Raw genomic sequence first — 23,022 nt, 5'->3', positions numbered from 1 at the left:
TCCAGCCAGCATCTTGAATCACAAATCCAACCGAGCGGGAATCCCTTCCGATTCTATCAAGCGATGAACCGCTCTAGACAGCGCGATCAACACCACGGTGTGGGGCCGATTTTTTAGTGGCGCAGCTCCAGGAGGAGCGCGTCGTGCTTTCTGTAGGGAACTGCGTAATACAAAGCTTTGGGCCTCCATTGCGGAGAACGGCCCCTACCCGCTCAGCTCCTCAGCCCGGGTGCTTCCTGTCCAGTGCGCTCGACATATTCCGTATAGCCGCCACCATAGGTGTGGATGCCTTCCGGCGTCAGTTCGAGCACGCGGTTCGACAGCGCGGCCAGGAAATGCCGGTCGTGCGAGACGAACAGCATCGTGCCTTCATACTGCGACAGCGCCTCGATCAGCATCTGCTTGGTGGTGATGTCCAGATGGTTGGTCGGTTCGTCCAGCACCAGGAGGTTGGGCGGGTCGAACAGCATCAGCGCCATCACCAGCCGCGCCTTCTCGCCGCCTGACAGCACCCGGCATTTCTTCTCGATCTCGTCGCCGGAAAAGCCGAAACAGCCGGCAAGTGCCCGAAGCGGCGCCTGGCCGGCCTGCGGAAAATTATCCTCCAGCGTCTGGAACACGGTGCGCTCGCCTTCGAGCAACTCCATGGCGTGCTGGGCGAAATAGCCCATTTTCACACTCGGTCCCCGCGCCACCGTGCCGGTATCGGGATCGGAAGCGCCGGCCACCAGCTTCAGCAGCGTCGACTTCCCCGCGCCATTGACGCCCATGATGCACCAGCGCTCGCGGCGGCGGACCTGGAAGTCGAGCCCTTCATAGATGGTGCGGCTGCCATAGGCCTTGTGCACGTTCTTCAAGGTGACGACGTCCTCGCCGCAGCGCGGCGCCGGCTGGAACTCGAAATTCACCACCTGGCGGCGCTTTGGCGGCTCGACGCGGTCGATTTTGTCTAGCTTCTTCACTCGGCTCTGCACCTGCGCGGCATGCGAGGCACGCGCCTTGAAGCGCTCGATGAAGGCGATCTCCTTGGCCAGCATCGCCTGCTGACGTTCGAACTGAGCCTGCTGCTGCTTGTCGGCGATCGCCCGCTGCTGCTGGTAGAATTCGTAATTGCCGGAATAGGCGGTGAGCGATCCCGCATCGATCTCGACGATCTTGTTGACGATGCGGTTCATGAACTCGCGGTCGTGCGAGGTCATCAGCAGCGCGCCGTCATAGCCTTTCAGGAACTGCTCCAGCCAGATCAGGCTTTCCAGGTCGAGATGGTTCGACGGTTCGTCGAGCAGCATGGCGTCGGGCCGCATCAGCAGGATGCGGGCCAGCGCCACGCGCATCTTCCAGCCGCCCGAGAGCTTGCCGACATCGCCGTCCATCATCTCCTGGCTGAAGCCCAGACCGTCCAGCACCTCGCGGGCACGCCCGTCCAGCGCATAACCGTCGAGTTCCTCGAAGCGATGCTGCGCCTCGCCATACTTTTCGATGATCTCATCCATCCGGTCGGCCTGGTCGGGGTCGGCCATCGCAGCCTCGAGTTCCGCCATTTCGGCCGCCACGTCGCTCACCGGCCCAGCGCCGTTCATCACTTCCGCGACCGCGCTGTGGCCCGCCATGTCGCCGACATCCTGGCTGAAATAGCCGATGGTGACGCCACGATCGACCTGCACCTGGCCCTCGTCAGGCTGCTCCTGGCCCGTGATCATGCGAAACAAGGTCGTCTTGCCGGCGCCGTTCGGCCCGACGAGGCCGATCTTCTCGCCCTTCTGCAGCGTGGCCGACGCCTCGATGAAGACAAGCTGACGGCCGTTCTGCTTGCCGATGTTTTCAAGTCTGATCATGGTGGTCCGGGGAGGCTCAAAGGAGATTGGAGGATTTGCCCGCGCCCTTACGCGAATGAAGATGCCAGGGGAAGAGGCAGAAGCGCCGCAGATGCCTGGCGGAGCACGAGGCGCCGATCTCCTCAGCGGGGGGAAATCGGCGGTTTGCATGGCTGCTCCTGCCTGCCGGCGTCCATGAAAATCGGCGGGCGGTCGAAATCCGCCCTTGTCGAACGACTTTGGCGCGGTGGCCTGCACGGCCAGACCAGAAACGCCAACAGGACAGGACCATGGCAATGGCAAAGATGCTCGTGATCTACAAAACCCCGGCCGATCCGGCCGCCTTCGACCGCCACTATTTCGACGTTCACATACCGCTTGCCAAGAAGCTTCCCGGGCTGAGGCGCTATGATGTCAGCAGGCGGCCCATCGTCAAGCTCTCGGCGGGCGAGATGCCTTATCTGGTGGGAACATTGTATTTCGACAGCCTCGAAGACATCCGCGCTGCCTTCGCCTCGGAAGTCGGCGTCGCCTGCGCCGCCGACCGGCGGATACTGGCTCCGGGCGACGACGATCTGACGATGCTGTTGTTCGACGCCGACGAGGTGTGATCCCGACCGCCAGAAACACTCCAGAAACAAGATTCAACATCCGGGAAAAACTGAGGAAAACATCGTCGGGCATAACATGCTCGTGGCAACCGGACAGCGGTCGCCACCAATGCAAAGGGATGCTGCCTGCGATGCAACGACATTCGACCAGATGGATGAGTGCCCTCGCAGGCATTTCGCTGGCCATGCTCGCGGTCGCACAGTCGGGTGCGGAGGCGGCGGTCACCCGAAGCGAATATTGCAGCCGGCTCGGTCTTCAACTCGACGGCGCCATCCAGACCAAGCCCAGGCCCGGTGCCAGTGCGAGCCAGATCGCGCAGGCAACGGCACTGCAGGACAAGGCGAACCGGTTCTGTGCCGAGAGCAAGCAGGCGCAAGGCATCCGGACCTACGCCAACGCCCTGAAGCTCCTCGGTGTGACACCGGTCGACCTCAACCAGTGACGAGCAGTCATCACCCTTGAAGACCGTCACGAAAAGGGCGGCTTTTTCCCACGGGCAATGCCGCGAGCGGTCCGCCCTCGCGCAGCATGTCTTGCCCTTGCTGGATGGCGGCAAAGTTCTGATGACGGATCTGGGTGGAATCCGGGTAGAACGCGGTCGAGGAATTCTGCACGCCATCACCACGGCAGTCCCGACGTCACCACGGCAATCTCCTGCCATCGCGAAAAAAGCCGCCGGTCGGGCCGTCGTCCGGCAAGGTCGCGGCCCTGACGATGCCGGCCGCCCCTTGCGCGACCGGGCGTCCGCCCGGTCCGCCCATGTCGGTGGCGACCCAGCCAGGGCAGACGGCATTGACCAGCACGCCGGAGCCGCGCAGCTCCGCCGCCAGCACGCGCGTCAGCGCGTTGAGCGTCGCCTTCGAGGTCGAATAGGCCGGCGTCCCCGCCCCCATCGAGGCTAGCGAACCGCCTTCGGACGACACATTGACCAGTCGGCCATGGCCGCCCGCCCCGAGTAGCGGCGCGAAGGCGGCGCCCGCCCGCCAGGCGCCGAAGACGTTGGTCTCGAACGCCTCGCGGATGACGGTCCAGTCGGGCCGCGAGGCGCGCGAGCCGGTGTCGTAATGGATGGCGGCATTGTTGATCAGCACGTCGAGCCGGCCGAACCGCCGCTGCACCTCTTCGGCTGCCGTCTGAGCCGCGTCAGGCGCGGCGACATCGAGCGCGATGACCTCGACATGGCCATCGAGCGCCTTGGCCGCCGCCTCGCCCTTGGCGATATCGCGCACGCCGAGCAGTACGGTGAAGCCGAGCTTGGCCAATTGCCGGCCGGTTTCCTGACCGATGCCGCGATTGGCGCCTGTGGCGAGGGCGACTTTGTCGACTGGGTGTTCATCTGTCATGCCTTTGTGGATGTCGATCATCGAAGCGAAGATGGCACGGAGGGAATTGATTTATTAGGCGGCGGAGATCGCAGTCATTGTGCGATCGATTGCATGAATTGGTTTGCGCAGGAATCGGGTGTCGGCCGGCGCTGCGCCATGCGATCGTTGATCCATCATGAGGACCGGTCATGCTCACGCTCCACGATTATCTGCCATCGCAGAACGGCTGGAAGGTCCGGGTCCTGCTCGGATTGCTAGAGATTCCCTACGACAGTCATCCCGTCTCGATTTTCGCGGGCGAGAGCCATACCGACGCCTTCCTGGCGCTCAACCCGGCAGGCGCCGTTCCCGTACTTCAACTCCAAGACGGCAGCGCCATTGCTGAATCCAATGCGATCCTCACCTACCTCGCCGAAGGCACGTCCTTCCTGCCGTCGGACCGCTATCGGCGTGCCAAGGTCATGCAATGGCTGTTCTTCGAACAGTACAATATCGAGCCCGTCATCGGCTCGCTGCGCTTCTGGACCTTGACCGGACGGCTCGAGCGCAACCAGGCCATGGTTGCCGGAAAACGCGAAGCCGCAGCCCGGACGCTCGCCGCCCTGGACCGCAGCCTTGGCGAGACGCCGTTCCTCGCCGGCAGCGACTTCACCGTCGCCGACATCGCCGTCTATGCCTACAGCCATCGCGCCGGGGATTGCGGCTTTTCGCTCGCGGACTATCCGGCGTTCGCCGCATGGACGGAGCGCGTGCGCGATGCCATCGGGCCCGGCTACCCCGTCCATCCCTACGGTATCGATCCGCATTCCGGAGCCTGAGCGCATGCGCTGACGGATCATGGCTCCCGCTAGAATCCATCTCTGTTTACACTGCGGTGGAATAGGGATACTTTTTATCCTTAATAGGTCGGTCGGTACCGGCCCGGGAACCCGTGGATGATCCTGAAAAGCCAAGTCGAATGGGCACTGCACTGCTGCGCCATTCTCGCCGGTCTGCCCGAGGGGCGGTATCTCTCCACAAAAGCGCTTGCCGAGTTCCACGGCCTTCCCAAGGAATACCTCTCCAAGGCACTGCAAAGCCTGTCGCAGGCGGGACTGGTGCACACGACGCTGGGGCCGTCGGGTGGATACCGGTTGGCGCGGACGCCGGCAGAGCTGACCTTCCTCGACATCGTGGAGGCGGTTGAGGGCAAGGCGCGGACGTTTGTCTGCAACAATATCCGCGAGAACAATCCGTGTCGTCCCCAGGGCTATTGCGAAAGCAATCCTTGCCCGGTGGCGCGCATCATGTGGGAGGCCGATGAGGCCTGGCGCGCAAAATTGCGCGCGGTCAGGCTTTCCGACCTCACCGAAGCGTTGGCGCTCGACATCCCCGCGGAGCTTTGGAAAAACAGCTTTGAATGGGTGCTAGAGCGCGCCGGATGAACGTGGCCGCATGACCGTCGCGGGCGGCTGGTCTCCCGTCGCCGGCATGCAGGCGGCTAGCCATGCCCGCATCGTTCCGGGCGCCCGTTATCGACAGCGCCACGCCGAGATAGATGGCGGCGACCACCAGGTCCTGGAGCAGGCGCGCTTCTCCCGGCCTCAGGCGTGCCATGGGACGCCCACGGCCCTGGAAATACCAGACGACGATGCCGGCAAGCCCAAGAAGGTTGATCAAGACCAGAGCCAGGAAATGATAATCGCCGAACATGGGCTCACCGACAGTATTTTGGCTGGCGGCAGGGCCGGACGCCAGGAAGGGCGACCGGCCTTGCGCCCCTATTTCTTGGCCGGATAGGTCAATTCCTTCTGGGTGCTATCGACCACGAACACCGCCAGCAGCTTCGCGGGCTTCGTCTCGCTGCCGTTTTCGCTCACGCTGTGGCGATCCCCCGGCATCTCCGAAAAGCTCTCGCCGGCCTTGTAGACCTTGACCGGGTCGTCGTTGACCTGGCTGCGGATGGAGCCTTCCAGAACGGTGGCATAGATGAAGGCGGAGCTTGGATGCGTATGCGCCTCCGAATAGCCGCCGGGACCATATTCGACGAGGATGCCCTTGATGCTCTTGCCGGGGGCATTCGGCAGTTCATGCTCATAGACGAGGGTGACCTTGGCGGCCTTCTCGCCGGCGTGGTGGGCCTCCTTGGCTCCAACCGGGCCGGCCAGTGCCGCTGTCACGGCGAGCGCCATGGCGATTGACTTGATCATTCGAAAACTCCTTTGTGTGTTGAGCTACGGCGCATCCTGGCGGTCATTTCCGCGTCGCGGTGGCGAACCATTGTTCGAAGGTGATGCGGCCGAGGCGCGGATTGTTGTCGGAGACGAGCGAAGTGTCGTTTAGCCTCGCGCCGAAGTAGAGCGCTTCCGGATCAGCCACGACCTCGCGGGGATCGCCGACAGCCTTGAGGTAGCGGGCGACGAGTTCGCTCATGCGCGCACGCTCCGGACCGGAAATCTCGATCATGCCGTTGATCGGCGCGCCGAGCGCGATCCCGGCCATCACATCGGCGACGTCCTCCGATGCGATAGGCTGCACATAGGCCGGTGACAGGTGCACGGCCTCGCCGACCCTGCCGGACTTGGCGATGCTGGCCAGGAATTCCATGAACTGCGTCGAATGAACGATGGTGTAGGGGATGTCGGAGGCCTTGATCAGCTCTTCCTGGACGAGCTTGGCGCGAAAATAGCCGCAGTCCTGCAGGCGTTCGGTTCCGACAACCGAGAGTGCGATGTGGTGCCTGACCCCGGTAATTTTGCCCGCGGCGAGCAGGTTGCGGCCTGAAGTGGTGAAGAAATCCATGGCGGGCTGGTCCTCGAACGAAGGTGAATTGGCGAGATCGATGACGACCTCGGCGCCAGCGAGCGCCGCCTCCAGGCCTTCGCCCGTGATGGTGTTGACCCCGGTATTCGGGGCGGCGGCAACCACCTCGCAGCCCTGCTTGCGCAGCCGTTCGACCGTCTTGGAGCCGATAAGCCCGGTGCCCCCGATGATGACGATTTTCATGATAGTCTCCGTTCGCGGTCGCGCCGCGTCGTTGATGGTTTCGTTGAGGGAGAGGTCAGTTCAGTCCGGCCTTGTCGAGGCCGTAGAGCTTGTCCGCGGAGCCGGGGACGGTCTTGAAGGCGACGCTGACACGGTTCCAGGCGTTGATGGCCATGATCGAGAAGGTGAGGTCGGAGATTTCCTTCTCCGAAAGCTGCCCGCGCACCCGTTCATAGAGCTCGTCCGGGATACCGCCTTCGGGGAGTTTGGTGACGGCTTCGGTCCAGGCAAGGGCGGCACGTTCGCGGGGAATGAAAAGGATCGATTCGCGCCAGACGGCGAGATGGTACAGCCGCAGCTCGCTCTCGCCGTGGATCTTTGCTTCCTTGACGTGCATGTCGAGGCAGAAGGCGCAGCGATTGATCTGGGATGCCCTGACGTGGACCAGATCGCGGAGCTTCTCTTCGATCGCGCCATGTGTCTCGGCCATGCTGAAATCGAGGAGCTTCTTGAAGAGTTCAGGCGATTGCTGGGCGGCGTTCAGGCGCTGCGTCATGGCTTTTCCTTTTTTGGATATCTTGTGTCCTTAAGGACAACTAATATCCATAATGACTGGACAGTAAAGCGCCACCCGCCTACGATGCGAACATAAGGCTTATGTCGAAAAGTATGAGGGCGAGGATGGACGTCGTATCGGCGTTGCGAACGTTCCTGCGGGTGGCGCAGACAAAATCCTTCTCAGCGGCCGCCATCGACCTCGATCTGACGCAGCCGGCTGTATCCCGGCAGGTCTCCGCGCTGGAATCGCATCTCAAGACGCGCCTCCTGCACCGCACGACGAGCGCGCTCGCCTTGACGGCGGAGGGTGAACGGATGCTGCCGATGGCGCTGCGCGTCATCGAAGCGGTCGAAGCGCTCGGCGAGGCCAGCGGCGCCGAAGCGGCAGCCATATCCGGAAAGGTTAGGCTCAGCCTGCCGACGCCCCTCGGCTTCTTCCTCAGCGACCGTCTGGGAGGGCTGCTGGAGCGCCATCCGGCACTTCAGGTCGAACTGCTCCTTCGGGATGAACCGTCGGACGTGGTCGCGAATGCGATCGATCTAGAGGTACGCCTCGGGCCGGTCTGTGACAGCAGCCTGATCTGCCGCCGGATCGGCTGGACAACAGCCTTTCTCGTGGCCTCGCCAGCCTACATCGAGGGACGCGACACACCGCGAACGCCGCAAGACATCAAGGATCACTCCTGCATTTGCTACAGCCGTGGCGGGGACGGCCGGTCGTGGTCGTTCTCCAGTGGAGCGGAGGAAGTCGTTCTGCGGATTGAGCCCCGCCTCGTCGCCAACAATTCGATGGCCGTCCATCGCGCGACCCTGGCGGGAGCCGGGCTTGCGGTGCTTTCCCACATTCTCGCCGGATCGGACATCGAAGCGGGCAGGCTGGTCAAGCTGATGCCGGATTTTCCGCCGACGCGCCTGCCGATCAATGTCGTCTACCCGTCCCGCCGGAATATCCCGCTGCGTGTGACAACGGTCCTCGACTTTCTTGTCCAGGTCGTCCGCGGCGATGTCTTGATGGCGTCGGCGCCCGTGCGGACAATTCCCGAACCCTTGACCCACACTCCCGCGTCTGAAGGCTCCTATTTCTTTCCCTGCGGATAGATCGTCTCGCCGCGCTTCAGCATCGCCACGAAGGTTTCGATCTTCTTCTTGCGCCCCGCTTCGGTCTTCATGTTGTGGGTGCGGAAGGCGAGCGAGAAGCGGTTCTGCGCGCTGAGCTTTTCCAGCATCGCCTTGGCCGCCGGCTCGGCATCGATCGCCGCTTGCAGATCATCGGGGATTTTCATCTCCTTGCCGCTGCCATAGGCACGTGCCCAGCGCCCGTCGGCCTTGGCCGCCTCGACCTGTTTCAGCCCGTGCTCGGTCATGCGGCCCTCCTCGATGAGCCGCGCGACATTGTCGATGTTGATCTTGCTCCAGATGCTTTTTTTGCCGCGCGGCGTGTAGCGCTGCAGGAAACTGTTCTCGTCCAGCCCCTTGCGCACGGCGTCGATCCAGCCGAAGCACAGCGCGACGTCGATGGCTTCCTTCGGTGTGATCGACTTCAGTCCCGAGCCTACCTTGTGAACCTTGATCCACACTTCGGTTTCCGTGGCGTGGTGCTGGCCGAGCCAGGTATGGAAACTGGCCGCGTCGGGAAATTCCCTGACCTTTTCGGGATCGACCTTGACCGGAGCCATCAGCGGGCCTGCCGGTTCAGAATTGTTGTCGCTGGGGCCCCTGTCATCTTGCCTCCGTCATCCTGCGGCCCGGCATCATGGCATCACACCCAATTCCCGTCAGCAGTGGAGACGCTGTCATGAAGTTGGAAACACACCATGGATTGCCGCGTTGCGGCTGAAGCGCGCCCGACCAGATGCAGGAGCACGACGCTTCCCCACCGTGCTATAGGACCACAAATGTCACGCTGGGGGGATATGCCACGATGAAATCTCTGCTCTTCGGCCTTGCCTTGTTGCTGCCGGGCGTGGCGCTGGCCGAACCGATCGAAACCCGCAAGATCATCACCGCGCTGACCGGCGACTTCAACGGCGACGGCGCTCCCGACCTTGCCATGGTGGTCGAGACCGGGCCGACCGACCCCATGGACATCCATTTCTTCCTCGGGGACAAGGAGCACAATTACCTCAAGCCTGTCGAAATCGTGCGCGAACAGATCGGTGGCGAGTGGAACGGTTACGACCGGCCGGGCTACGAGAACTCCGACGCCGAGCCGGAGCTGACGATGCTGCCCAACGGGTCGATCAAATTCTATCTGCCGGCGCCGGAGATCGGCAGCGAGCGCACCAACCAGACGCTGACCGTCGCCTACCGCAACGGCGCCTTCATCGTTGCCGGCTTCGCCTACGATTCCGATGATTACCTGCAGGAGAACGCCGCCAGCGCCTGTGACTACAATGTGCAGACCGGCAAGGGCACCAGCTCGAAGCAGCAGCCGGACGGCAGCATGAAGCACAAGACCGTGTCGGCTGAAGGCAAGACCATCGCATTCCGGGACTGGAACTCGGGCGACGCCTTCGCTGCTTGCCAGGAATAAGTGGCGCGCTAGGCCTTCGGCCGGCATCAGGCCGGTGGCGGCATTGCCGGCGTCAGGCCGTGGCGGCGCATGATCTCCATCATCGCAGCTTTGTCGGGCGGCCCGCCGGCAGCGGCGTTGAGCAGACCGAATGCCTCGCGGAAATAGTCCGGACCAATTGCCGCCGGCGTGATGACGCACAGCATCTTGGCAGCCCGGGTGCCGTTATTGTCGAAGCGGTGGACGGCGCCGCGTGGAATACACAGCGCCTCCCCCGGCCCAACCTCGATCGGCTTGCCGTTCACGGTCCAGGTCAAAACCCCGTCAATGCCGTAGATCGTTTCCTCGTAATGGTCGTGGCTGTGCGCCGGCGCGGGCAGGCGCTGCGCGCTTGGCACCATCAGTTCGAAAGCGGCGACGCTGCCGTTCGAACTTTCGCCCGACACCAGGAAACGGACCGACAGCCCCTTGGTGCCGATGGTTTCATCAGCTGGGTTGACCTCAGGATTCATGGATGACATTGCGCAAACCCCTCCGGTAAATTACATTTACTAGTCATCAGTAAACTCAATTTACCGGATCGTCAATGGCCACCTCCACCGAAGTTCTACAGACCAAGACCGAGGATCTTTTGATCGGCGCCCTGCTGCGCGTGCCAGCCCAGGCGATCCAGCGCCGGCTGATCAGGGAGCTCAATGCCGCCGGCTTCGACGAACTGCGTCTGCCGCATATGGCCGTGCTGCAGTTTCCCGGCCCGGACGGCGCGCGGCCCGGAACGATCGCCGAGCGTGCCGGCATGAGCAAGCAGGCCATCAACCAGTTGCTCACCAGTCTGGAAGGCTACGGTTATCTCGTCCGCTCCGACGGCGAAGGCGGCGCGCGCGTGGTGCGGTCCACCGAGCGCGGCCACGCCGCTTTCTGGAAAATGGTCGATATATTGCGCGACATCGAGGAGGACTGGCGCACCGAACTTGGGCCGAAGCGCTTCGCCGAACTTAAGGCGCTCTTGTTCGCAGTCTGGGATAGCCCGCTGGCCCGTTGAGCAAGCTCCGGCCATCGAGGCAATCGGGTTTCCAAACCGCACGGCGTCGGACCAATCGGCATCTCCGATAGCACCATCGGTTTCTTCCGTTTCCCCTCACCGCATCGAGCTGCCAATTCCCTGCCCTTGTCCAACCAACGAAGGCAGAGCGGAATGAGCATTTCGAACCAGAGAATCCTGATCGTCGGCGGCGGATCCGGCATGGGCCTCGCGCTTGCAAGGCGCTGCCTCGAAGCCGGGGCCGAAGTCATCATCGCCGGGCGTGGCGAGGACAGGCTGCGGCAGGCGCGTGAGGCGCTGGGCAATCCCGCAGGGCTGGGGATGGCCACTGTCGATATTGCGCGGGAAGACCAGGTCGGGGCGTTGTTCGCCGGGATCGGCGGCCTCGACCATATCGTCAGCACCGCCGCCGACATCGAAGGCGCCTACCGGCTGCTGCCGGAGCTCGATCTCGAGGCGGCGCAACGCGTGGTCGACAGCAAGCTCTTCGGCCCGCTGCTGCTTGCCAAGCATGGTGCGCCACGGTTGGCAATGGCTGGATCGATGACCTTCGTCTCCGGCATCGCCGCCTACCGGCCGGCTGCGCGCGGCTCGGTCGTCGCCGCCGTCAATGCCGCGCTCGAAGGGCTGGTGCGGGCGTTGGCGATAGAACTCGCGCCGCTCCGCGTCAACGCGGTGTCGCCCGGCTGGGTCGATACCGACATTTGGGCGCAAGTGGCGGGCGACAGGAAGGCAGAGACGCTTGTGGCGATGGCCGAGCGGCTGCCGGTCGGCAGGATCGGCCAGCCCGAGGACATCGCCGACGCGATTGCCTTCCTCATCGGCAATGGCTTTGCCACCGGCACGACGCTCCACGTCGAGGGCGGACATCGTCTCGTCTAAAACAGACGGCTCTACGAAACGCTTTCAAAGCAAGACCTTGGAGCGGCTTGCGGATTCAGCGTCTGAACTGGCTTTCGGGGATGCCGGCGCCTGCATGTCGCTCGCGGCGGTAAGCAGGCGGCGCAATGCCGGCGGCTGGACGCGCCGGCGCCGCCAGATCATCATCAGCAGCGCCGCCTGTTCCGGGCCAGGCCAAGGCAGTTCGATCAGCTCACGACGCTCGAGCGCGTCGCTGACGGCCAGACGTGGAACGAGGCCCAGCCCCGCGCCGGCCGCCACCAGCCGGGCAATGGCACCGATGCTGCCGACTTCGGCGGCAAGTTCAGGCGTACCAGTACCCGCCTCGGCAAAGGCGGTGTCGAACATGTGCCGGTAGATGCATCCAGGCTCCGTTGCCACGAAGCGCAGCGCGGCAAGGGCGGCCAGGTCGCACGGAACCGGCTTCTGCCCCGGCGCGGTGACCAGCGCCAGCGGTTCGGCCAAAATCGTGCGCCTGGCGAAGCGCTGATCGGCGCCGCCGTTGGACATATCGCGGCGCTCGAAACAGAAGGCGACATCGATGTCGCCCTCCTCCAGCAGGCGCAGCAGCGCGCCGCTATCAGTCACTTTCATGCGCACGGCGATATCAGGATAACTGGCCTGGAACCCCGGCAGCCAGGGCGCCAGCCGGGCCGAGGCGATCGTCTCCAGCGCGCCGATGGTCAGCGCTCCGCTGGTCTGTCCCGCCGCCGCGAGCACCGCCGCCCGCGCTTCGGCATCGAGCCGCAGCAGTTCCTCGGCGATGGGCTTCAACGCCAGTCCCGCCGAGGTCAGTTCCAGGCCCGACTTCAAGCGCGTGAACAAGACAGCGCCCAGCTCGGCCTCCAGCGACTGGATCTGGTCGCTCACACTCGACTGGGCGAGATGAACCGTCTCGGCGGCGCGCGTGACGGTACGGCAGCGCGCCACCACGAGGAAGGTCTTGAGCAGTCTTGGATGCATCGGCTGGCCGAAATCGCCCGGCCTACTGCAGCTGCGGCTTTTTCAGGAAACTGCCGCGGTCGGCGGATTTCACACGCAGCCACGTTTCGCGGCCATCGCGCACCACCCGCATCGGGATCTCGGCACCGGCCGAACCGCTTTCCCACAGCTTGCGATAGAAATCGGCGAGCCCGTCGACCGCGCCGTCACGGACCTCGGAGATGACGTCCCCTTCGCGCAGGCCGGCCTTGGCGGCCGGGCCGCCCTCGGTCACGCTCATCACCACCACCTTGCCGTCGCTTTCGGCCGACAGCGCCCCGAGCCACGGGCGCGGCGGCTTAGCCACCTGGCCACGCGTCAGCAGGTCGTCGAGGATCGGCGGCAACAGGTCGATCGGCACCACCATGTTGATATCGGCCACCTCGCCGGCGCGGCTCATCTGCAGGCGCAGCGAACCGATGCCGAGCAGTGCGCCCTCGGCGCTGAACAAGGGCGCGCCGCCCCAGGACGGATGCGCCGGCGCGATGAAGATCGCCTCGTCCAGCAGATACTCCCAATAGCCGGCGAATTCCTGCTTGGTGACGATCTTGGCCTCGACTGCCCGGCCGATGCCGTCGGCAAGCACCACCGCGTCGCCGATCCTGGCCTTGCCGGCATCGCCCAGCGCCACGGCCGGCAGGCCGGTCGGCGCCAGCGCCTGGACGAGGCCAAAGCCTGATTCCTGGTCGTAGGCCAGCGCATGCGCGGGAATGACACGGCCGTCATGCGAGGTCAGCCAGACCTCTTCCGCCTCGGTGATGAGATAGCCGATGGTCAGCACCAGCCCGTCATCGCGGATGACGACGCCGCTGCCTTCCCTGAGCGTACCGAGGGCCCCGGCCGTGAAGGCATCCTCCGGAACGGTCGCCCGCACGGCAACCACGGAGCGCGGATTGGGATTGATGGTCATGATTTTGTCCTGCGATGCGAATGCCTGGCGGCTTGCTGTATAGGTATGCCACGCGGGAGAAGGCGCAAGGGGTGAGAACGGTGGCCATGGACCACGAAGCCAATCACTTGGCCTTTCGAGGTTCGAACGCCCGGCAGGACAATGCGGCGGCCCAAGATTAACATAGTTCAACACAAGTTGAACTTCCCCCTCCACAGCCCTACCTATAAACGCCTATCCATCCTTCCCACGACACGAGGCCGCGCAATGACCGAATACACCCCGCCGAAAGTATGGACCTGGAACAAGGCCAATGGCGGCACCTTTGCCAGCATCAACCGGCCGATCGCCGGTCCGACGCATGACAAGGACCTACCCGTCGGCAAGCACCCGCTGCAGCTTTATTCGCTGGCGACGCCGAACGGCGTCAAGGTAACGGTGATGCTGGAGGAGCTTCTGGCGCTTGGCCACAAGGGCGCCGAATACGACGCCTGGCTGATCCGGATCAACGATGGCGACCAGTTCGGCAGCGGCTTTGTCGAGGTCAATCCCAATTCCAAGATCCCCGCCCTGATGGATCGCAGCGGCAAGACCCCGCTGCGCGTCTTCGAATCCGGCTCGATCCTGGTCTATCTCGCCGAAAAATTCGGTGAATTCCTGCCCACCGAACAGCCGGCCCGGGCGGAAGTGCTGTCCTGGCTGTTTTGGCAGATGGGTTCCGCGCCTTATCTCGGCGGCGGTTTTGGCCATTTCTACGCCTATGCGCCGGAGAAGTTCGAATACGCCATCGACCGCTTCTCGATGGAGGTGAAGCGGCAGATGGACGTACTCGACCGCCGGCTGGCCGAGGTCGAGTATCTCGGTGGCAAGGATTATTCGGTCGCCGACATGGCGGTCTGGCCCTGGTATGGCGGGCTGGCGCTCGGCCGGATGTACAATGATTCCGCCGAATTCCTGTCGGTTCAGGATTACAAGCACGTTCAGCGCTGGGCAAAGGCGATCGACGAACGGCCCGCTGTCCAGCGTGGCCGCATGGTCAACCGCGCCTTTGGCGAACCGTCCATGCAACTGCACGAACGCCATGACGCCAGCGACTTCGACACCAGGACGCAGGACAAGCTGGCCGCCGAGTAAATTCTGGAGAACTGGCGGGCGACAAACAAAAGCCCATCACCGGATTAAATCGGTGATGGGCTTTTTGCTTGATGCTGAGACGGATCAGTGAAGAACTTCCACGATCTGACGGGTGTCCGGGTCGACCAGCACGGTCTGATCGTTGATCACCGCAACGCGATACTTGACATTGGGGACTTCGCGCAGTTCGACCTTGTCCGGCACGGACGAGCCGAGCTTAAGCTCGACGCCCAGCAGGTTCACCGACGCTAGCGGCTCCTTCTTGATGTATTCGCGAACCACCGTCTCCTGTTCCGGCTGGACCACGATCGTGTCCGCCAGGGCCGCTCCGACGCCGCCCAGCAGGACGATGGCAGCCGCGGCGCTCGTAAGATAATGCTTCATAACAACCTCCATGATTGGGTATTTCGCTCCGCCTCAGGGGAAACTCTCACGCAACTGGGAGGTTCCATCCTTGTTTGTGAAATAAATGTGGCGCGCAACCAGAAACATGCCACATTTTATTATGCACACATGTGAAGATAAGCAATGGTATGCTTTTCTTTTCTGAAGAAACTTCTTCTAATTTGCGGAAATAGCAAAAACATCGCGCGTTGCAGCGCAAGCAATGTCGCCTCTTTCTCGGATTACCCGCTCCTTAGGAACAACTAACGTATAGCGAAGAGTGTCGTTCCAAATGCTCTACCGGGCCTCCAAAAAAGGCCCGCCCTGCCGGGAGCAGAACGGGCCTTCAACGGACCGGTGGAGGTGGCGCCTCACCGATCGAGGCAGGAAAAACGCACGCATCACAGCTTCGTTCCACCGGCCGCCGCGATTTGGCGGAAGGTGCGCAACGCTCGATACCGGAGCGGGAGCTCTTCGTCAGAATCGGACGCCGTCCCGATGGAGCGGCGGCACCGGGTTGACTGCATCCGGGCTCATCGCGACGTTTTGCGCGCGCCTGTAGATCAGCCCCACGACGAGCACGAAATAGCCGACCTGCAGGACGACCAGGACCACCACTGTCCAGCCAAGCGCCACCCAGAACGAACCGGTAGCAATATAGGTCCACACTGCGACAACGATCGTGGTCGCCGACATCCCGACGAGAAAAGACCCAAAATACATCGACCATCAAGATCGCCGAACCGATTCCGGTCCGGCGACTCCCTGCCCATCTCCACACCCGCGCACAGGCTTTCATTATTTTAGCAACTACGCAAGTATGGCGTCCGCCTAGGCATCCATGTAGAAGTTTGTTGCGGGGCGGCCCCGGCAGGAGCAGTTTGATGCTCACGGACCGCGATATCAGGGAAAAGAAGTCCGGTGGGGATTGGAAATGACGCTCAAGCTTATCGGCGCCGGTTTCGGCCGCACCGGCACATGGTCGACCTTTGCAGCGCTTAACAGGCTCGGCCTGCCCTGCTATCACATGCAGGAAGTGATCATGAACAAGGCCAATAAGGGCCATCTTGATTTCTGGCGCGCGGTGGCCAACAGCCCGCCCGGCACCCAGCACGACTGGAACCGCGTGTTCGCAAACTATACGGCCACCGTCGACAATCCAGGCTGCTGCGTCTGGAAGGAATTGATGGCCGCCTACCCCGACGCCAAGGTGCTGCTGACACTACACCCACGCGGCGCCGAGGCCTGGTATGAAAGCACCATCGATACGATCTACTTCACCGAGAACCTGTGGCAGTTCAAGATCCTGGAATGGCTCACACCGTTCGGCCGCAAGTTCGGCGACATGTCGCGCAAGCTCATCTGGGGCCGCACGTTGGCCGGCGTCATGCGTGACCGCGACAAGGCGGTTGCCCGCTACCTCAGCTATGTCGACGAAGTGAAAGCAGCCGTGCCGCCGGAAAAGCTGCTGGTGTTCAACGTCAGCGAAGGCTGGGGGCCGCTCTGCCATTTCCTCGACGTCGCCCAGCCAAACGAAACTTTCCCCAACCTGAACGACCGCGAAACGATCAAGAAGATCATCCGCGACATCATCAAAGGCTCCTACATCATGCTGGGGCTGACGATGGCTGCCATCGCGGCGGTGATCGCGGCATTGTGGTGGTGGCTGGGGTAACGGCAAGCCCAGGCAGTTCGATCCCTTGCCTGCATGGAGCGGTCAAGTTTTTCGCTCCGAAACAAACGACCTCAAGAGCTACCCGCTTTCACGCGGGCAGGCTGGCTGGCAGCGGCTCTCGCCGGAATTTTGCGCTTGTCTTTGCCTGCCGGGCAGCCACCAGCCCATGCCTGTCCGAGCAGGCTACCGTTCTTGAACCTGGCGGCGAGGCCGGGTGATCATATCTCGATTGGATAAAATAGCGGAACGTCCAATGGACATTGCCGGAACCGAACGGGGCCTCTCGGACTTTCGGGCGCACGAAACAAGACCTTGGTCCTACAAGGAAAACCGATCAGTTCGATCCGCAGGCGCGCAGCCTATCGAGTCAGATAGCGACGCAACGTCCCCGGTCAATCCATGGACCAGCACTTTGCCATACTGCGTTGCCGCCTCGCCAAGCCGTCTGGCGGTTGGCCGATCATGCCGGCTTAGAATGCCGGGCCTTGCAGCCGCTGCCTATTCCGCTTTCGCGGAAGTTTCCGAGGTTTGGGCGATGTGCGATGGTGTTGTTGCGGCGGTACGAGCCGCCCTGGTTGGCGCGGGCGCCGAGCACACCCCAACAATGCGCCCCCCCGTCCGCGTCGACCATGGCAAGCGCCCGGTTACTTGACCAGCGTCTATACCCCGGCCCAGCGTCTCCAGGCATTCACCCCGGCGCCCCTGCAAACAGCACGACGCCGTCACCACCGGCCGCTGGCCAATCCCTGATGGTGCGGTCGGAGCCGCCGGTCAGCACCGTGCCATCGGCGGCGAAGGCGACGGCGTAGATCGGTCCGGTCTGGCTGTCGAACATGGCGATCTGATTCCCACTCGCCATGTCCCACAGCCTTGCGGTGCCGTCGAGTGATCCCGACAGCAGGCGTTTGCCGTCGGCCGATAGCACCAGTGCGTAAACCGTGCCCTCGTGGCCCTCGAAGCGCTTCACCTCGCGGCCGCTGTCGACATCCCAGACCTTGATCGTCAGGTCGCCGCTGCCGGTGATCAGATGATGCCCGTCGGCGGTGAACACGGCGCCATAGGTGCCTTGCTCATGGCCGTGCCAGCTGCGCAACTGCTTGCCGCTGTCGATGTCCCAGAGTTTCAGCGTCCCGTCGATGCTGCCCGAGAGGGCCTGCTTGCCATCGGGCGAGACGGCGACCGCGCTGATCGACCAGTCGTGGCCGGTCAGCACATGCAGCACGGACCCGTTGACGAGGTCCCAGATGATGACGTTGCCGGTGTCGTGCCCGCTGACGGCGCGCCTGCCATCCGGGCTGATCGCCAGCTTGTTGACGCCACCGTTCTGGCCGGATTGGAAGACGTGCAGCACCGCGCCGTCGGCGAGTTTTCGCTGCACGATCTCACCGTCGTCGCCGGCCGTCAGCGCGCTGGTGCCGTCGGGCATGTAGAGCGCGGTGCGCGCCATGTCCTTGTGAACGCCGAGATTGCGCATCAAGTGCTTGCCGCCCATGTCCCAGAGCTTGATCGTGTGGTCGGTGCTGGCGCTCATGATCGAACGCCCATCCGGCGCCACCGCCAGCCAGACGACCGCATCGCGATGGCCGTCGGGCTGCGTTGGTGCCGCCGGCGGCGACGGCGGCAACGGCGCCACCGTCGGCGGCGGAATGACCGCGACCTCCGGCGGCATCGGGGCCGTAGACGCCGGCGGAACAGCAGGCTCGGCCACCGGCGGAGCTGATTGCACCGGCAAAGCCGGCGGGTTTGCAGCGGCTGGCGGCGTGGCCGCCTGCTCGGACGGCAGGGCCGGCGGCAAGGGCGGTGTCCGAGCAACCGGCGACGGCGATTCCGGCTTTGGCACGGATTCCATGGGCGGCGCGCTGGCGACATGCTCGCCACCCTCATGCGGCCGCCACGAGCCGAACCCGTCGCCAAGCAGCGCCAGCAAGACAACCACTGGCAGCACCAGGAAAGTCCGGCGCAGGCGTGGGCGGCCCGCCGGCTCCAATTCGGCGTCCCTGCCGAACAGCGGCACCCCGGCCGCGTGCACGGGCCGGCCGGGCAATTGACCCGCCAGGAACAGCAACGCACCGATGAAACAGGCAAGTGCCGCCGCCGAATATGCCGCCGGCCGCAGCATGGCAACGTCGAGCCCGGCAAGGCCACGCCCGGCCAGGATGTCGATCAGCGGATAGACCTGGGCCAGACAGGCAGCCGCGACCACGGCCAGGACAAGCGCCAGCACCTTGTCAGCCAACCTGTTCATCGCGCCCTCCGCCCGCCGATCTGGACAAGATTATCAGCGTCGGTGGATGCCGCAAAGCGCCGCTCTTGTTTCCTGCCCTGATGTATACCGATCGCAGGATTCGGATTTGCGCCAGGGCACCCGGCCTCCTGGAGCCCAGAGTCCGCGATGCTTCGGTGGGATAACCTCGACTATCGCCCTCACAACATTGACAGATGACCGTAATGTGTCACTATCGCGACGGGATATAGTGGAGAGCTTGCACTATGAAGAAGATTTATGAACGACCCGTCCTGGTCAAGAAGGGTAATCTGAAGTCGGTCACGGCCGGGCCCTCGGCGCCGATACTGCCGGGCTGATTTCAGTACCCGGAACATATCCGCCAATAATGTTGGGGGCACTGTCCGATCGGCAGGCAGGGATGCTCTGTCTTTCTTGAGGCCGTGACAGCGTTGCCGTCGCGTGGTTTACGCGAAGACTGTCGCGACGGCCTTCACCCCAATTCCACCCAGACCGGCGCGTGGTCGCTGGCCCCATCTTGCCCGCGCACGTCACGATCGATGCCGGCGGCCCTGAGCTTGCGCACCAGCGTTGTCGACAACAGGATGTGGTCGAGCCGCAGGCCCGCGTTGCGTGGCCAGCGGTTCCGGCGGTAATCCCAGAAGGTGTAGAGCGTTTCCTTCGGGTATTTCTTGCGCAACGCATCGGTCCAGCCTTGTTCGAGCAGCGCGGCGAAGGCGGCGCGGCTTTCCGGCTGCACCAGCGCGTTGTCGTCATAGGAGCGTGTGGCGTAGATGTCGCGCGGCTCGGGCACGATGTTGTAGTCGCCGGCCAGCACCACGGGCAGGCCGGTGTCGATGAGTTGTTCGGCATGCGCTTCCAGCCTTGCGTGCCAGGCGAGCTTGTAGGTGAATTTCGGTCCCGGCCGCGGGTTGCCGTTCGGTGCATAAAGGCAGGCGATGACGATGCCGTTGACCGCAGCCTCGATGTAGCGGCTCTGCCGGTCGGCATCGTCGCCGGGCAATACATCGCGGGTCAGCACCGGCTCGGCACCGCGCGCGAGTATGGCGACGCCGTTCCACGTCGCCTCGCCTTTCCACACCGCGCCATAGCCGGCATCGGCAAGCGCGGTGCGCGGAAACTGCGTGTCGCGCGCCTTCAGTTCCTGCAGGCAGACCACATCGGGTTTTGCGGCGCCGAGCCACGCCAGCAGGTTCTCCAGCCTGCTGTTGATGTTGTTGATGTTGAAGCTGGCGATCTTCATTGGGATCAGGGCGCGATCCTGCCCATCCAAGCCTTCACCGTCTCCGCCAGCGTCGTCAGATGATCCGCGGTAGAGAAACCCGAAATACTCTTGCGCGGCTTCAAATCATGGTCGCCGTCCTCCAGCCAGATCACTTCGATGGCATCGGAAAGGTTGTAGGTCGCGACCTCGTCCTTGGTGCCGAACTCGTCGCGTGTGCCTTGGAAGATCAGCGTCGGCGTCTTCAGCCCGGCGAGATGTTTTGTCCGCAATTGCTCGGGCTTGCCAGGCGGATGGAAGGGATAGCCGAGGCAGATCAATCCTAAGATCTCGCCCTTGGAAAACATCTCGTCGGCGATCATCGAGGCGACGCGCCCACCCATCGACTTGCCGCCGATGATGAGCTTGCCCGTTACACCCTTCGCCCTGAGGTCGGCGATCGCCTTGATGTATTCCGGGTTCACCGTTTCGGCACGCGGTGGCGGCTTGCGCTGGCCGTAGCGGCGCGCGGCCATATAGTGGAACTCGAAGCGCACGACCTGGAAGCCAGCGGCGGCCAGCGCCTTGGCGGTGGCTGTCATGGAAGGAGAGTCCATTGAAGCGCCGGCGCCATGGGCAAGCAGGATGGTGACGGGAGCGGTCTCGTGGCCGTCGAAGAGGAAGCTGGTCATGGGTGTCTTCCTCATGAAGGCCGAGTTCCCGGTGTTCAAGCGCAAACATTTCAGCCCGCCGACTTCTGCGCCAGCTCCATATCCACGAACTGCACGCCTTTGGCGGCGACCCCGGCCCACTCGGACTTGGAGTCGAGTTCCAGATAACGAGACCACAGCCGCCGCGCCTCAAGCAGATTGCCGGCGTCAAACTCCAGCCGCGCCAGATTGAACACCGGGTCGGCATAAGTCTTGTCGAGCGCGATCGCCTTCTGAAAATGCCTTCGCGCCGAAGCGTCGCGCCCTTGCTCGCTCATCAGCCCGGCCAGGTTGAACCAGGCTTCGACGAAGGCCGGATCGAGCTTGATCGCCCTGGCATAATCATGCGCGGCTTCCGCCACGCGCCCGGACCCGCGCAAACAGTTGGCGCGGTTGAAGGCGGCGATGGCGTCGGTGGGATCGATGGCGAGGCAGCGCTGGTAGAGTGCGGCGGCCCCGTCATGGTCGCCGCTCTCCTCGGCGGCTTCCGCCTCGGCGAACAAATCTTCCAGCGTGTCGTCGCCTTGTGCGGCGGCGCCGAGATCGAACAGCAGCTGCCCGTCGAGCTCGCTCTGGCCGCCTTCGAGGTAGATGGCGTCGGGGCGGCCGTGCTGCGAGCCGACATTGAGCGACTTGGCGGTCAGCGAAGCCACCGGGCCGGAGCGGTGGACGGAGCGCGCGATCGCGCCCCATGTCGCGCCCCCGGCGATCAGCCCCGCATATTTGCGCGCCAGGATCAGGTCACGGAAGGAATAGGGCTCGCCATCATGCTCGAAGGCGTCGAACAGGCTGAGCCTGTCGAGATCGGCGCCGGACAGCCTTGACTGGTCGATCAGCGATTGGCGCGACAGCGAAGAGGCCTCGGGCGCCTTCATCAGCCCGAGCAGCCGCAGGAAACCGTTCTCGCTCATGAGAATGCGCCCGGCCGCGCGCTCGGCGTCGAGGCGACGTTCGATCTCGCTATCGCTATTTTTGGTGAGTCCGGCCTTGGTCAGTCCCGCCTTGACCAACAATGCGCGTCCGAACACGACATGCGTGGTGCGGCGGGTGACGCCGCGCCTGAGTTGGCCGTGCTGGCGCTCCACCTCGCGTGCGGCGAGCCTGAGCGGAAACGCCGCCAGTGCGCCGATCGTGCCGAAGACAGCGCCCGGAACGGCCGGAGCCGTCATTTCTTGCTCTTGCCGACCGCCTTGAGCAGGTTGGCCTTGAGCGGATTTTCAGGCGCACCACCCGCAGCCGCCTTCTTCGCGGCGGGCTTGGCGGGCTCGTCGGCCTTGCTCTTCGACTTGGCCGGCGGCTTCGACTGAGACAGGCTGGCCTTCAGCGCATCCATCAGGTTGATGACGTTGCCGCGCTCCGGTGCCGCCGCGATGATCGGCTTGTGGCCCTTCAGCTTCTCGCGGATCATCGTCATCAGCGCGACCTCGTAGCGGTCCTCGTAATTCTTCGGATCGAAGGTGGTTTCCTTCTGCTTGATCAGCGCTTCGGCAAGCTGCAGCATTTCCGGGTCAGGCTTGCCGGCTGGAATGTTGCCGAAATATTCAGCCGTGCCACGCACTTCGTTCGGGTTCCTCAACGTGCACACGAACATCCCGTTCTCGCGCGCGCCGATCGTCACCACGCGCTCGCGGCTGGACAGCACCAGCCTGGCGATGGCGAGCTTGCCGGATTTGCGCATCGCTTCGCGCAGCACGGCGAAAGTCTCTTCCGCCATCGCCCCGTCCGGCGCCATGTAATAGGGCGCGTCCTGGTAGATGACGTCGACCTCGTCCTCATCGACAAAAGCCTCGATGTTCATCGTGTGGTTGGATTCGATGCGCACCGCGTCGAGGTCGGCATCGTCGATGATGATGTACTGCTTGTCCTCGTACTCGTAGCCCTTGACCAGATCCGCCCGCTCGACGAGCCCCAGTTCAGGGTCGACCGGCTTCATGTTGATGCGGTTGTGGGTCTTCTTGTGCAGCTGGTTGAACGAGATGCGCTCGCTGGCGCTGGTGGCGGGGTATAGCCGCACCGGACAGCTGACGAGACTGAGTTTGAGGTAACCCTTCCAACTTGCCCTGGGCGCCATGATGA

General features: G+C 63.5%; 28 protein-coding genes and 1 pseudogene. 11 read left to right on the top strand and 18 right to left on the bottom strand.

The features are described 5' to 3' along the window. Positions 1 to 212 precede the first annotated feature (212 nt). Positions 213 to 1,835: an ABC-F family ATP-binding cassette domain-containing protein gene (locus tag FJ527_RS26185; RefSeq protein ID WP_140663454.1), complete on the bottom strand. Its 1,623-nt coding sequence runs from the start codon at positions 1,833 to 1,835 to the stop codon at positions 213 to 215. A gap of 275 nt (positions 1,836 to 2,110) precedes the next feature. Here FJ527_RS26185 and FJ527_RS26180 point away from each other — a divergent pair, with 275 nt between their 5' ends. Together FJ527_RS26180 and FJ527_RS26175 are read left to right on the top strand one after the other, a co-directional pair. Next, complete coding sequence (locus FJ527_RS26180; RefSeq protein WP_140663456.1) at positions 2,111 to 2,425, top strand: EthD family reductase; 315 nt, start codon at positions 2,111 to 2,113, stop codon at positions 2,423 to 2,425. 155 nt (positions 2,426 to 2,580) lie between these two features. Then, a complete protein-coding gene (locus FJ527_RS26175) occupies positions 2,581 to 2,868 on the top strand; it encodes a hypothetical protein (RefSeq protein WP_140617945.1) in 288 nt (95 codons plus the stop codon). A gap of 10 nt (positions 2,869 to 2,878) precedes the next feature. On the opposite strand, the gene FJ527_RS29510 is transcribed toward FJ527_RS26175, so the two are convergent. Next, positions 2,879 to 3,040, bottom strand: a complete 162-nt coding sequence (locus tag FJ527_RS29510) for a hypothetical protein (protein ID WP_210241269.1) — start codon at positions 3,038 to 3,040, stop codon at positions 2,879 to 2,881. A gap of 24 nt (positions 3,041 to 3,064) precedes the next feature. Further along, positions 3,065 to 3,769, bottom strand: coding sequence for an SDR family NAD(P)-dependent oxidoreductase (locus FJ527_RS26170; RefSeq protein WP_140824388.1), 705 nt, complete (start codon positions 3,767 to 3,769; stop codon positions 3,065 to 3,067). 170 nt (positions 3,770 to 3,939) lie between these two features. Between FJ527_RS26170 and FJ527_RS26165 the strand changes: the two genes are divergently transcribed. Beyond that, positions 3,940 to 4,569, top strand: a complete 630-nt coding sequence (locus tag FJ527_RS26165) for a glutathione S-transferase family protein (protein WP_140824387.1) — start codon at positions 3,940 to 3,942, stop codon at positions 4,567 to 4,569. A 117-nt stretch (positions 4,570 to 4,686) separates the two neighbouring features. Further along, positions 4,687 to 5,175 (top strand): Rrf2 family transcriptional regulator, encoded by a 489-nt coding sequence (locus FJ527_RS26160; RefSeq protein ID WP_015316869.1) that lies wholly within the window; start codon positions 4,687 to 4,689, stop codon positions 5,173 to 5,175. Positions 5,176 to 5,257: 82 nt separating this feature from the next. Here the strand turns inward: FJ527_RS26160 and FJ527_RS29750 are convergent. From FJ527_RS29750 to FJ527_RS26140, 4 genes and pseudogenes are all read right to left on the bottom strand, one after another. Next, a pseudogene (locus tag FJ527_RS29750) lies at positions 5,258 to 5,443 on the bottom strand (hypothetical protein); the annotation flags it as partial. A 68-nt stretch (positions 5,444 to 5,511) separates the two neighbouring features. After that, positions 5,512 to 5,940: a cupin domain-containing protein gene (locus tag FJ527_RS26150; RefSeq protein ID WP_140824386.1), complete on the bottom strand. Its 429-nt coding sequence runs from the start codon at positions 5,938 to 5,940 to the stop codon at positions 5,512 to 5,514. 43 nt (positions 5,941 to 5,983) lie between these two features. Further along, positions 5,984 to 6,736: an SDR family oxidoreductase gene (locus FJ527_RS26145; protein ID WP_140824385.1), complete on the bottom strand. Its 753-nt coding sequence runs from the start codon at positions 6,734 to 6,736 to the stop codon at positions 5,984 to 5,986. A gap of 55 nt (positions 6,737 to 6,791) precedes the next feature. Further along, a complete protein-coding gene (locus FJ527_RS26140; protein ID WP_140824384.1) occupies positions 6,792 to 7,271 on the bottom strand; it encodes a carboxymuconolactone decarboxylase family protein in 480 nt (159 codons plus the stop codon). 125 nt (positions 7,272 to 7,396) lie between these two features. Between FJ527_RS26140 and FJ527_RS26135 the strand changes: the two genes are divergently transcribed. Then, positions 7,397 to 8,371 (top strand): LysR family transcriptional regulator, encoded by a 975-nt coding sequence (locus FJ527_RS26135; RefSeq protein WP_140824383.1) that lies wholly within the window; start codon positions 7,397 to 7,399, stop codon positions 8,369 to 8,371. Here the strand turns inward: FJ527_RS26135 and FJ527_RS26130 are convergent. Continuing rightward, positions 8,350 to 8,949, bottom strand: a complete 600-nt coding sequence (locus tag FJ527_RS26130) for a YdeI family protein (RefSeq protein ID WP_140824382.1) — start codon at positions 8,947 to 8,949, stop codon at positions 8,350 to 8,352. The genes FJ527_RS26135 and FJ527_RS26130 overlap by 22 nt on opposite strands. A gap of 245 nt (positions 8,950 to 9,194) precedes the next feature. On the opposite strand from FJ527_RS26130, the gene FJ527_RS26125 reads away from it, so the two are divergent. After that, positions 9,195 to 9,806 (top strand): hypothetical protein, encoded by a 612-nt coding sequence (locus FJ527_RS26125; protein WP_181166489.1) that lies wholly within the window; start codon positions 9,195 to 9,197, stop codon positions 9,804 to 9,806. Positions 9,807 to 9,832: 26 nt separating this feature from the next. Here the strand turns inward: FJ527_RS26125 and FJ527_RS26120 are convergent, their stop codons facing one another. After that, a complete protein-coding gene (locus FJ527_RS26120) occupies positions 9,833 to 10,306 on the bottom strand; it encodes a cupin domain-containing protein (protein ID WP_140824380.1) in 474 nt (157 codons plus the stop codon). A 65-nt stretch (positions 10,307 to 10,371) separates the two neighbouring features. On the opposite strand from FJ527_RS26120, the gene FJ527_RS26115 reads away from it, so the two are divergent. Both FJ527_RS26115 and FJ527_RS26110 read left to right on the top strand, forming a co-directional pair. Beyond that, positions 10,372 to 10,827: a MarR family winged helix-turn-helix transcriptional regulator gene (locus tag FJ527_RS26115; protein ID WP_140824379.1), complete on the top strand. Its 456-nt coding sequence runs from the start codon at positions 10,372 to 10,374 to the stop codon at positions 10,825 to 10,827. Between the two features lie 153 nt (positions 10,828 to 10,980). Then, positions 10,981 to 11,709 carry an SDR family oxidoreductase gene (locus FJ527_RS26110; RefSeq protein WP_140824378.1) on the top strand — a complete coding sequence of 243 codons (729 nt, stop codon included), beginning with the start codon at positions 10,981 to 10,983 and terminating at the stop codon, positions 11,707 to 11,709. 24 nt (positions 11,710 to 11,733) lie between these two features. Here FJ527_RS26110 and FJ527_RS26105 read toward each other — a convergent pair whose 3' ends face one another. Next, positions 11,734 to 12,690, bottom strand: a complete 957-nt coding sequence (locus tag FJ527_RS26105) for a LysR family transcriptional regulator (protein WP_140824377.1) — start codon at positions 12,688 to 12,690, stop codon at positions 11,734 to 11,736. 22 nt (positions 12,691 to 12,712) lie between these two features. Beyond that, positions 12,713 to 13,618, bottom strand: coding sequence for a S1C family serine protease (locus FJ527_RS26100; protein WP_023775064.1), 906 nt, complete (start codon positions 13,616 to 13,618; stop codon positions 12,713 to 12,715). Between the two features lie 246 nt (positions 13,619 to 13,864). On the opposite strand from FJ527_RS26100, the gene yghU reads away from it, so the two are divergent. Further along, a complete protein-coding gene (yghU, locus tag FJ527_RS26095; protein ID WP_015316856.1) occupies positions 13,865 to 14,731 on the top strand; it encodes a glutathione-dependent disulfide-bond oxidoreductase in 867 nt (288 codons plus the stop codon). Between the two features lie 84 nt (positions 14,732 to 14,815). Here the strand turns inward: yghU and FJ527_RS26090 are convergent, their stop codons facing one another. Beyond that, positions 14,816 to 15,115: a DUF1236 domain-containing protein gene (locus FJ527_RS26090; protein WP_015316855.1), complete on the bottom strand. Its 300-nt coding sequence runs from the start codon at positions 15,113 to 15,115 to the stop codon at positions 14,816 to 14,818. A gap of 477 nt (positions 15,116 to 15,592) precedes the next feature. Further along, entirely contained in the window at positions 15,593 to 15,838 is a 246-nt protein-coding gene (locus FJ527_RS26085; protein ID WP_015316854.1) for a hypothetical protein, read from the bottom strand. 211 nt (positions 15,839 to 16,049) lie between these two features. Between FJ527_RS26085 and FJ527_RS26080 the strand changes: the two genes are divergently transcribed. Next, the gene (locus FJ527_RS26080; RefSeq protein ID WP_140824376.1) at positions 16,050 to 16,790 is read left to right on the top strand and encodes a sulfotransferase family protein; all 741 of its coding nucleotides are present in this window, start codon (positions 16,050 to 16,052) and stop codon (positions 16,788 to 16,790) included. 688 nt (positions 16,791 to 17,478) lie between these two features. Here the strand turns inward: FJ527_RS26080 and FJ527_RS26075 are convergent. Further along, positions 17,479 to 19,035: a WD40 repeat domain-containing protein gene (locus FJ527_RS26075; protein ID WP_140824375.1), complete on the bottom strand. Its 1,557-nt coding sequence runs from the start codon at positions 19,033 to 19,035 to the stop codon at positions 17,479 to 17,481. Between the two features lie 245 nt (positions 19,036 to 19,280). Between FJ527_RS26075 and FJ527_RS26070 the strand changes: the two genes are divergently transcribed. Further along, positions 19,281 to 19,373, top strand: coding sequence for a lasso RiPP family leader peptide-containing protein (locus FJ527_RS26070; RefSeq protein ID WP_140617931.1), 93 nt, complete (start codon positions 19,281 to 19,283; stop codon positions 19,371 to 19,373). Positions 19,374 to 19,507: 134 nt separating this feature from the next. On the opposite strand, the gene FJ527_RS26065 is transcribed toward FJ527_RS26070, so the two are convergent. From FJ527_RS26065 to FJ527_RS26050, 4 genes are read right to left on the bottom strand one after another with little or no spacing between them, the layout of a single operon-like run. Then, a complete protein-coding gene (locus FJ527_RS26065; protein ID WP_140824374.1) occupies positions 19,508 to 20,278 on the bottom strand; it encodes an exodeoxyribonuclease III in 771 nt (256 codons plus the stop codon). A 5-nt stretch (positions 20,279 to 20,283) separates the two neighbouring features. Continuing rightward, entirely contained in the window at positions 20,284 to 20,928 is a 645-nt protein-coding gene (locus FJ527_RS26060) for an alpha/beta family hydrolase (RefSeq protein WP_140824373.1), read from the bottom strand. Positions 20,929 to 20,978: 50 nt separating this feature from the next. Further along, positions 20,979 to 22,115, bottom strand: coding sequence for a tetratricopeptide repeat protein (locus tag FJ527_RS26055; protein ID WP_140824372.1), 1,137 nt, complete (start codon positions 22,113 to 22,115; stop codon positions 20,979 to 20,981). Continuing rightward, positions 22,112 to 23,017 carry a Ku protein gene (locus FJ527_RS26050; protein ID WP_015316846.1) on the bottom strand — a complete coding sequence of 302 codons (906 nt, stop codon included), beginning with the start codon at positions 23,015 to 23,017 and terminating at the stop codon, positions 22,112 to 22,114. Before FJ527_RS26050 ends, FJ527_RS26055 begins: the two co-directional genes overlap by 4 nt. Positions 23,018 to 23,022: the final 5 nt, after the last annotated feature.

This window comes from Mesorhizobium sp. B2-4-18 (assembly GCF_006441385.1).
Taxonomy (GTDB): domain Bacteria; phylum Pseudomonadota; class Alphaproteobacteria; order Rhizobiales; family Rhizobiaceae; genus Mesorhizobium; species Mesorhizobium australicum.
This window is presented reverse-complemented; position numbering and strand designations above follow the sequence as displayed.

Bases quoted from the DNA above. Each gene is read 5' to 3' on its own strand.
- FJ527_RS26185 (WP_140663454.1), bottom strand. From the start codon at position 1,835: ATGATCAGACTTGAAAACATCGGCAAGCAGAACGGCCGTCAGCTTGTC.
- FJ527_RS26180 (WP_140663456.1), top strand. From the start codon at position 2,111: ATGGCAAAGATGCTCGTGATCTACAAAACCCCGGCCGATCCGGCCGCC.
- FJ527_RS26175 (WP_140617945.1), top strand. From the start codon at position 2,581: ATGAGTGCCCTCGCAGGCATTTCGCTGGCCATGCTCGCGGTCGCACAG.
- FJ527_RS26170 (WP_140824388.1), bottom strand. From the start codon at position 3,769: ATGACAGATGAACACCCAGTCGACAAAGTCGCCCTCGCCACAGGCGCC.
- FJ527_RS26165 (WP_140824387.1), top strand. From the start codon at position 3,940: ATGCTCACGCTCCACGATTATCTGCCATCGCAGAACGGCTGGAAGGTC.
- FJ527_RS26160 (WP_015316869.1), top strand. From the start codon at position 4,687: ATGATCCTGAAAAGCCAAGTCGAATGGGCACTGCACTGCTGCGCCATT.
- FJ527_RS26150 (WP_140824386.1), bottom strand. From the start codon at position 5,940: ATGATCAAGTCAATCGCCATGGCGCTCGCCGTGACAGCGGCACTGGCC.
- FJ527_RS26145 (WP_140824385.1), bottom strand. From the start codon at position 6,736: ATGAAAATCGTCATCATCGGGGGCACCGGGCTTATCGGCTCCAAGACG.
- FJ527_RS26140 (WP_140824384.1), bottom strand. From the start codon at position 7,271: ATGACGCAGCGCCTGAACGCCGCCCAGCAATCGCCTGAACTCTTCAAG.
- FJ527_RS26135 (WP_140824383.1), top strand. From the start codon at position 7,397: ATGGACGTCGTATCGGCGTTGCGAACGTTCCTGCGGGTGGCGCAGACA.
- FJ527_RS26130 (WP_140824382.1), bottom strand. From the start codon at position 8,949: ATGGCTCCGGTCAAGGTCGATCCCGAAAAGGTCAGGGAATTTCCCGAC.
- FJ527_RS26125 (WP_181166489.1), top strand. From the start codon at position 9,195: ATGAAATCTCTGCTCTTCGGCCTTGCCTTGTTGCTGCCGGGCGTGGCG.
- FJ527_RS26120 (WP_140824380.1), bottom strand. From the start codon at position 10,306: ATGTCATCCATGAATCCTGAGGTCAACCCAGCTGATGAAACCATCGGC.
- FJ527_RS26115 (WP_140824379.1), top strand. From the start codon at position 10,372: ATGGCCACCTCCACCGAAGTTCTACAGACCAAGACCGAGGATCTTTTG.
- FJ527_RS26110 (WP_140824378.1), top strand. From the start codon at position 10,981: ATGAGCATTTCGAACCAGAGAATCCTGATCGTCGGCGGCGGATCCGGC.
- FJ527_RS26105 (WP_140824377.1), bottom strand. From the start codon at position 12,690: ATGCATCCAAGACTGCTCAAGACCTTCCTCGTGGTGGCGCGCTGCCGT.
- FJ527_RS26100 (WP_023775064.1), bottom strand. From the start codon at position 13,618: ATGACCATCAATCCCAATCCGCGCTCCGTGGTTGCCGTGCGGGCGACC.
- yghU (WP_015316856.1), top strand. From the start codon at position 13,865: ATGACCGAATACACCCCGCCGAAAGTATGGACCTGGAACAAGGCCAAT.
- FJ527_RS26090 (WP_015316855.1), bottom strand. From the start codon at position 15,115: ATGAAGCATTATCTTACGAGCGCCGCGGCTGCCATCGTCCTGCTGGGC.
- FJ527_RS26085 (WP_015316854.1), bottom strand. From the start codon at position 15,838: ATGTATTTTGGGTCTTTTCTCGTCGGGATGTCGGCGACCACGATCGTT.
- FJ527_RS26080 (WP_140824376.1), top strand. From the start codon at position 16,050: ATGACGCTCAAGCTTATCGGCGCCGGTTTCGGCCGCACCGGCACATGG.
- FJ527_RS26075 (WP_140824375.1), bottom strand. From the start codon at position 19,035: ATGAACAGGTTGGCTGACAAGGTGCTGGCGCTTGTCCTGGCCGTGGTC.
- FJ527_RS26070 (WP_140617931.1), top strand. From the start codon at position 19,281: ATGAAGAAGATTTATGAACGACCCGTCCTGGTCAAGAAGGGTAATCTG.
- FJ527_RS26065 (WP_140824374.1), bottom strand. From the start codon at position 20,278: ATGAAGATCGCCAGCTTCAACATCAACAACATCAACAGCAGGCTGGAG.
- FJ527_RS26060 (WP_140824373.1), bottom strand. From the start codon at position 20,928: ATGACCAGCTTCCTCTTCGACGGCCACGAGACCGCTCCCGTCACCATC.
- FJ527_RS26055 (WP_140824372.1), bottom strand. From the start codon at position 22,115: ATGACGGCTCCGGCCGTTCCGGGCGCTGTCTTCGGCACGATCGGCGCA.
- FJ527_RS26050 (WP_015316846.1), bottom strand. From the start codon at position 23,017: ATGGCGCCCAGGGCAAGTTGGAAGGGTTACCTCAAACTCAGTCTCGTC.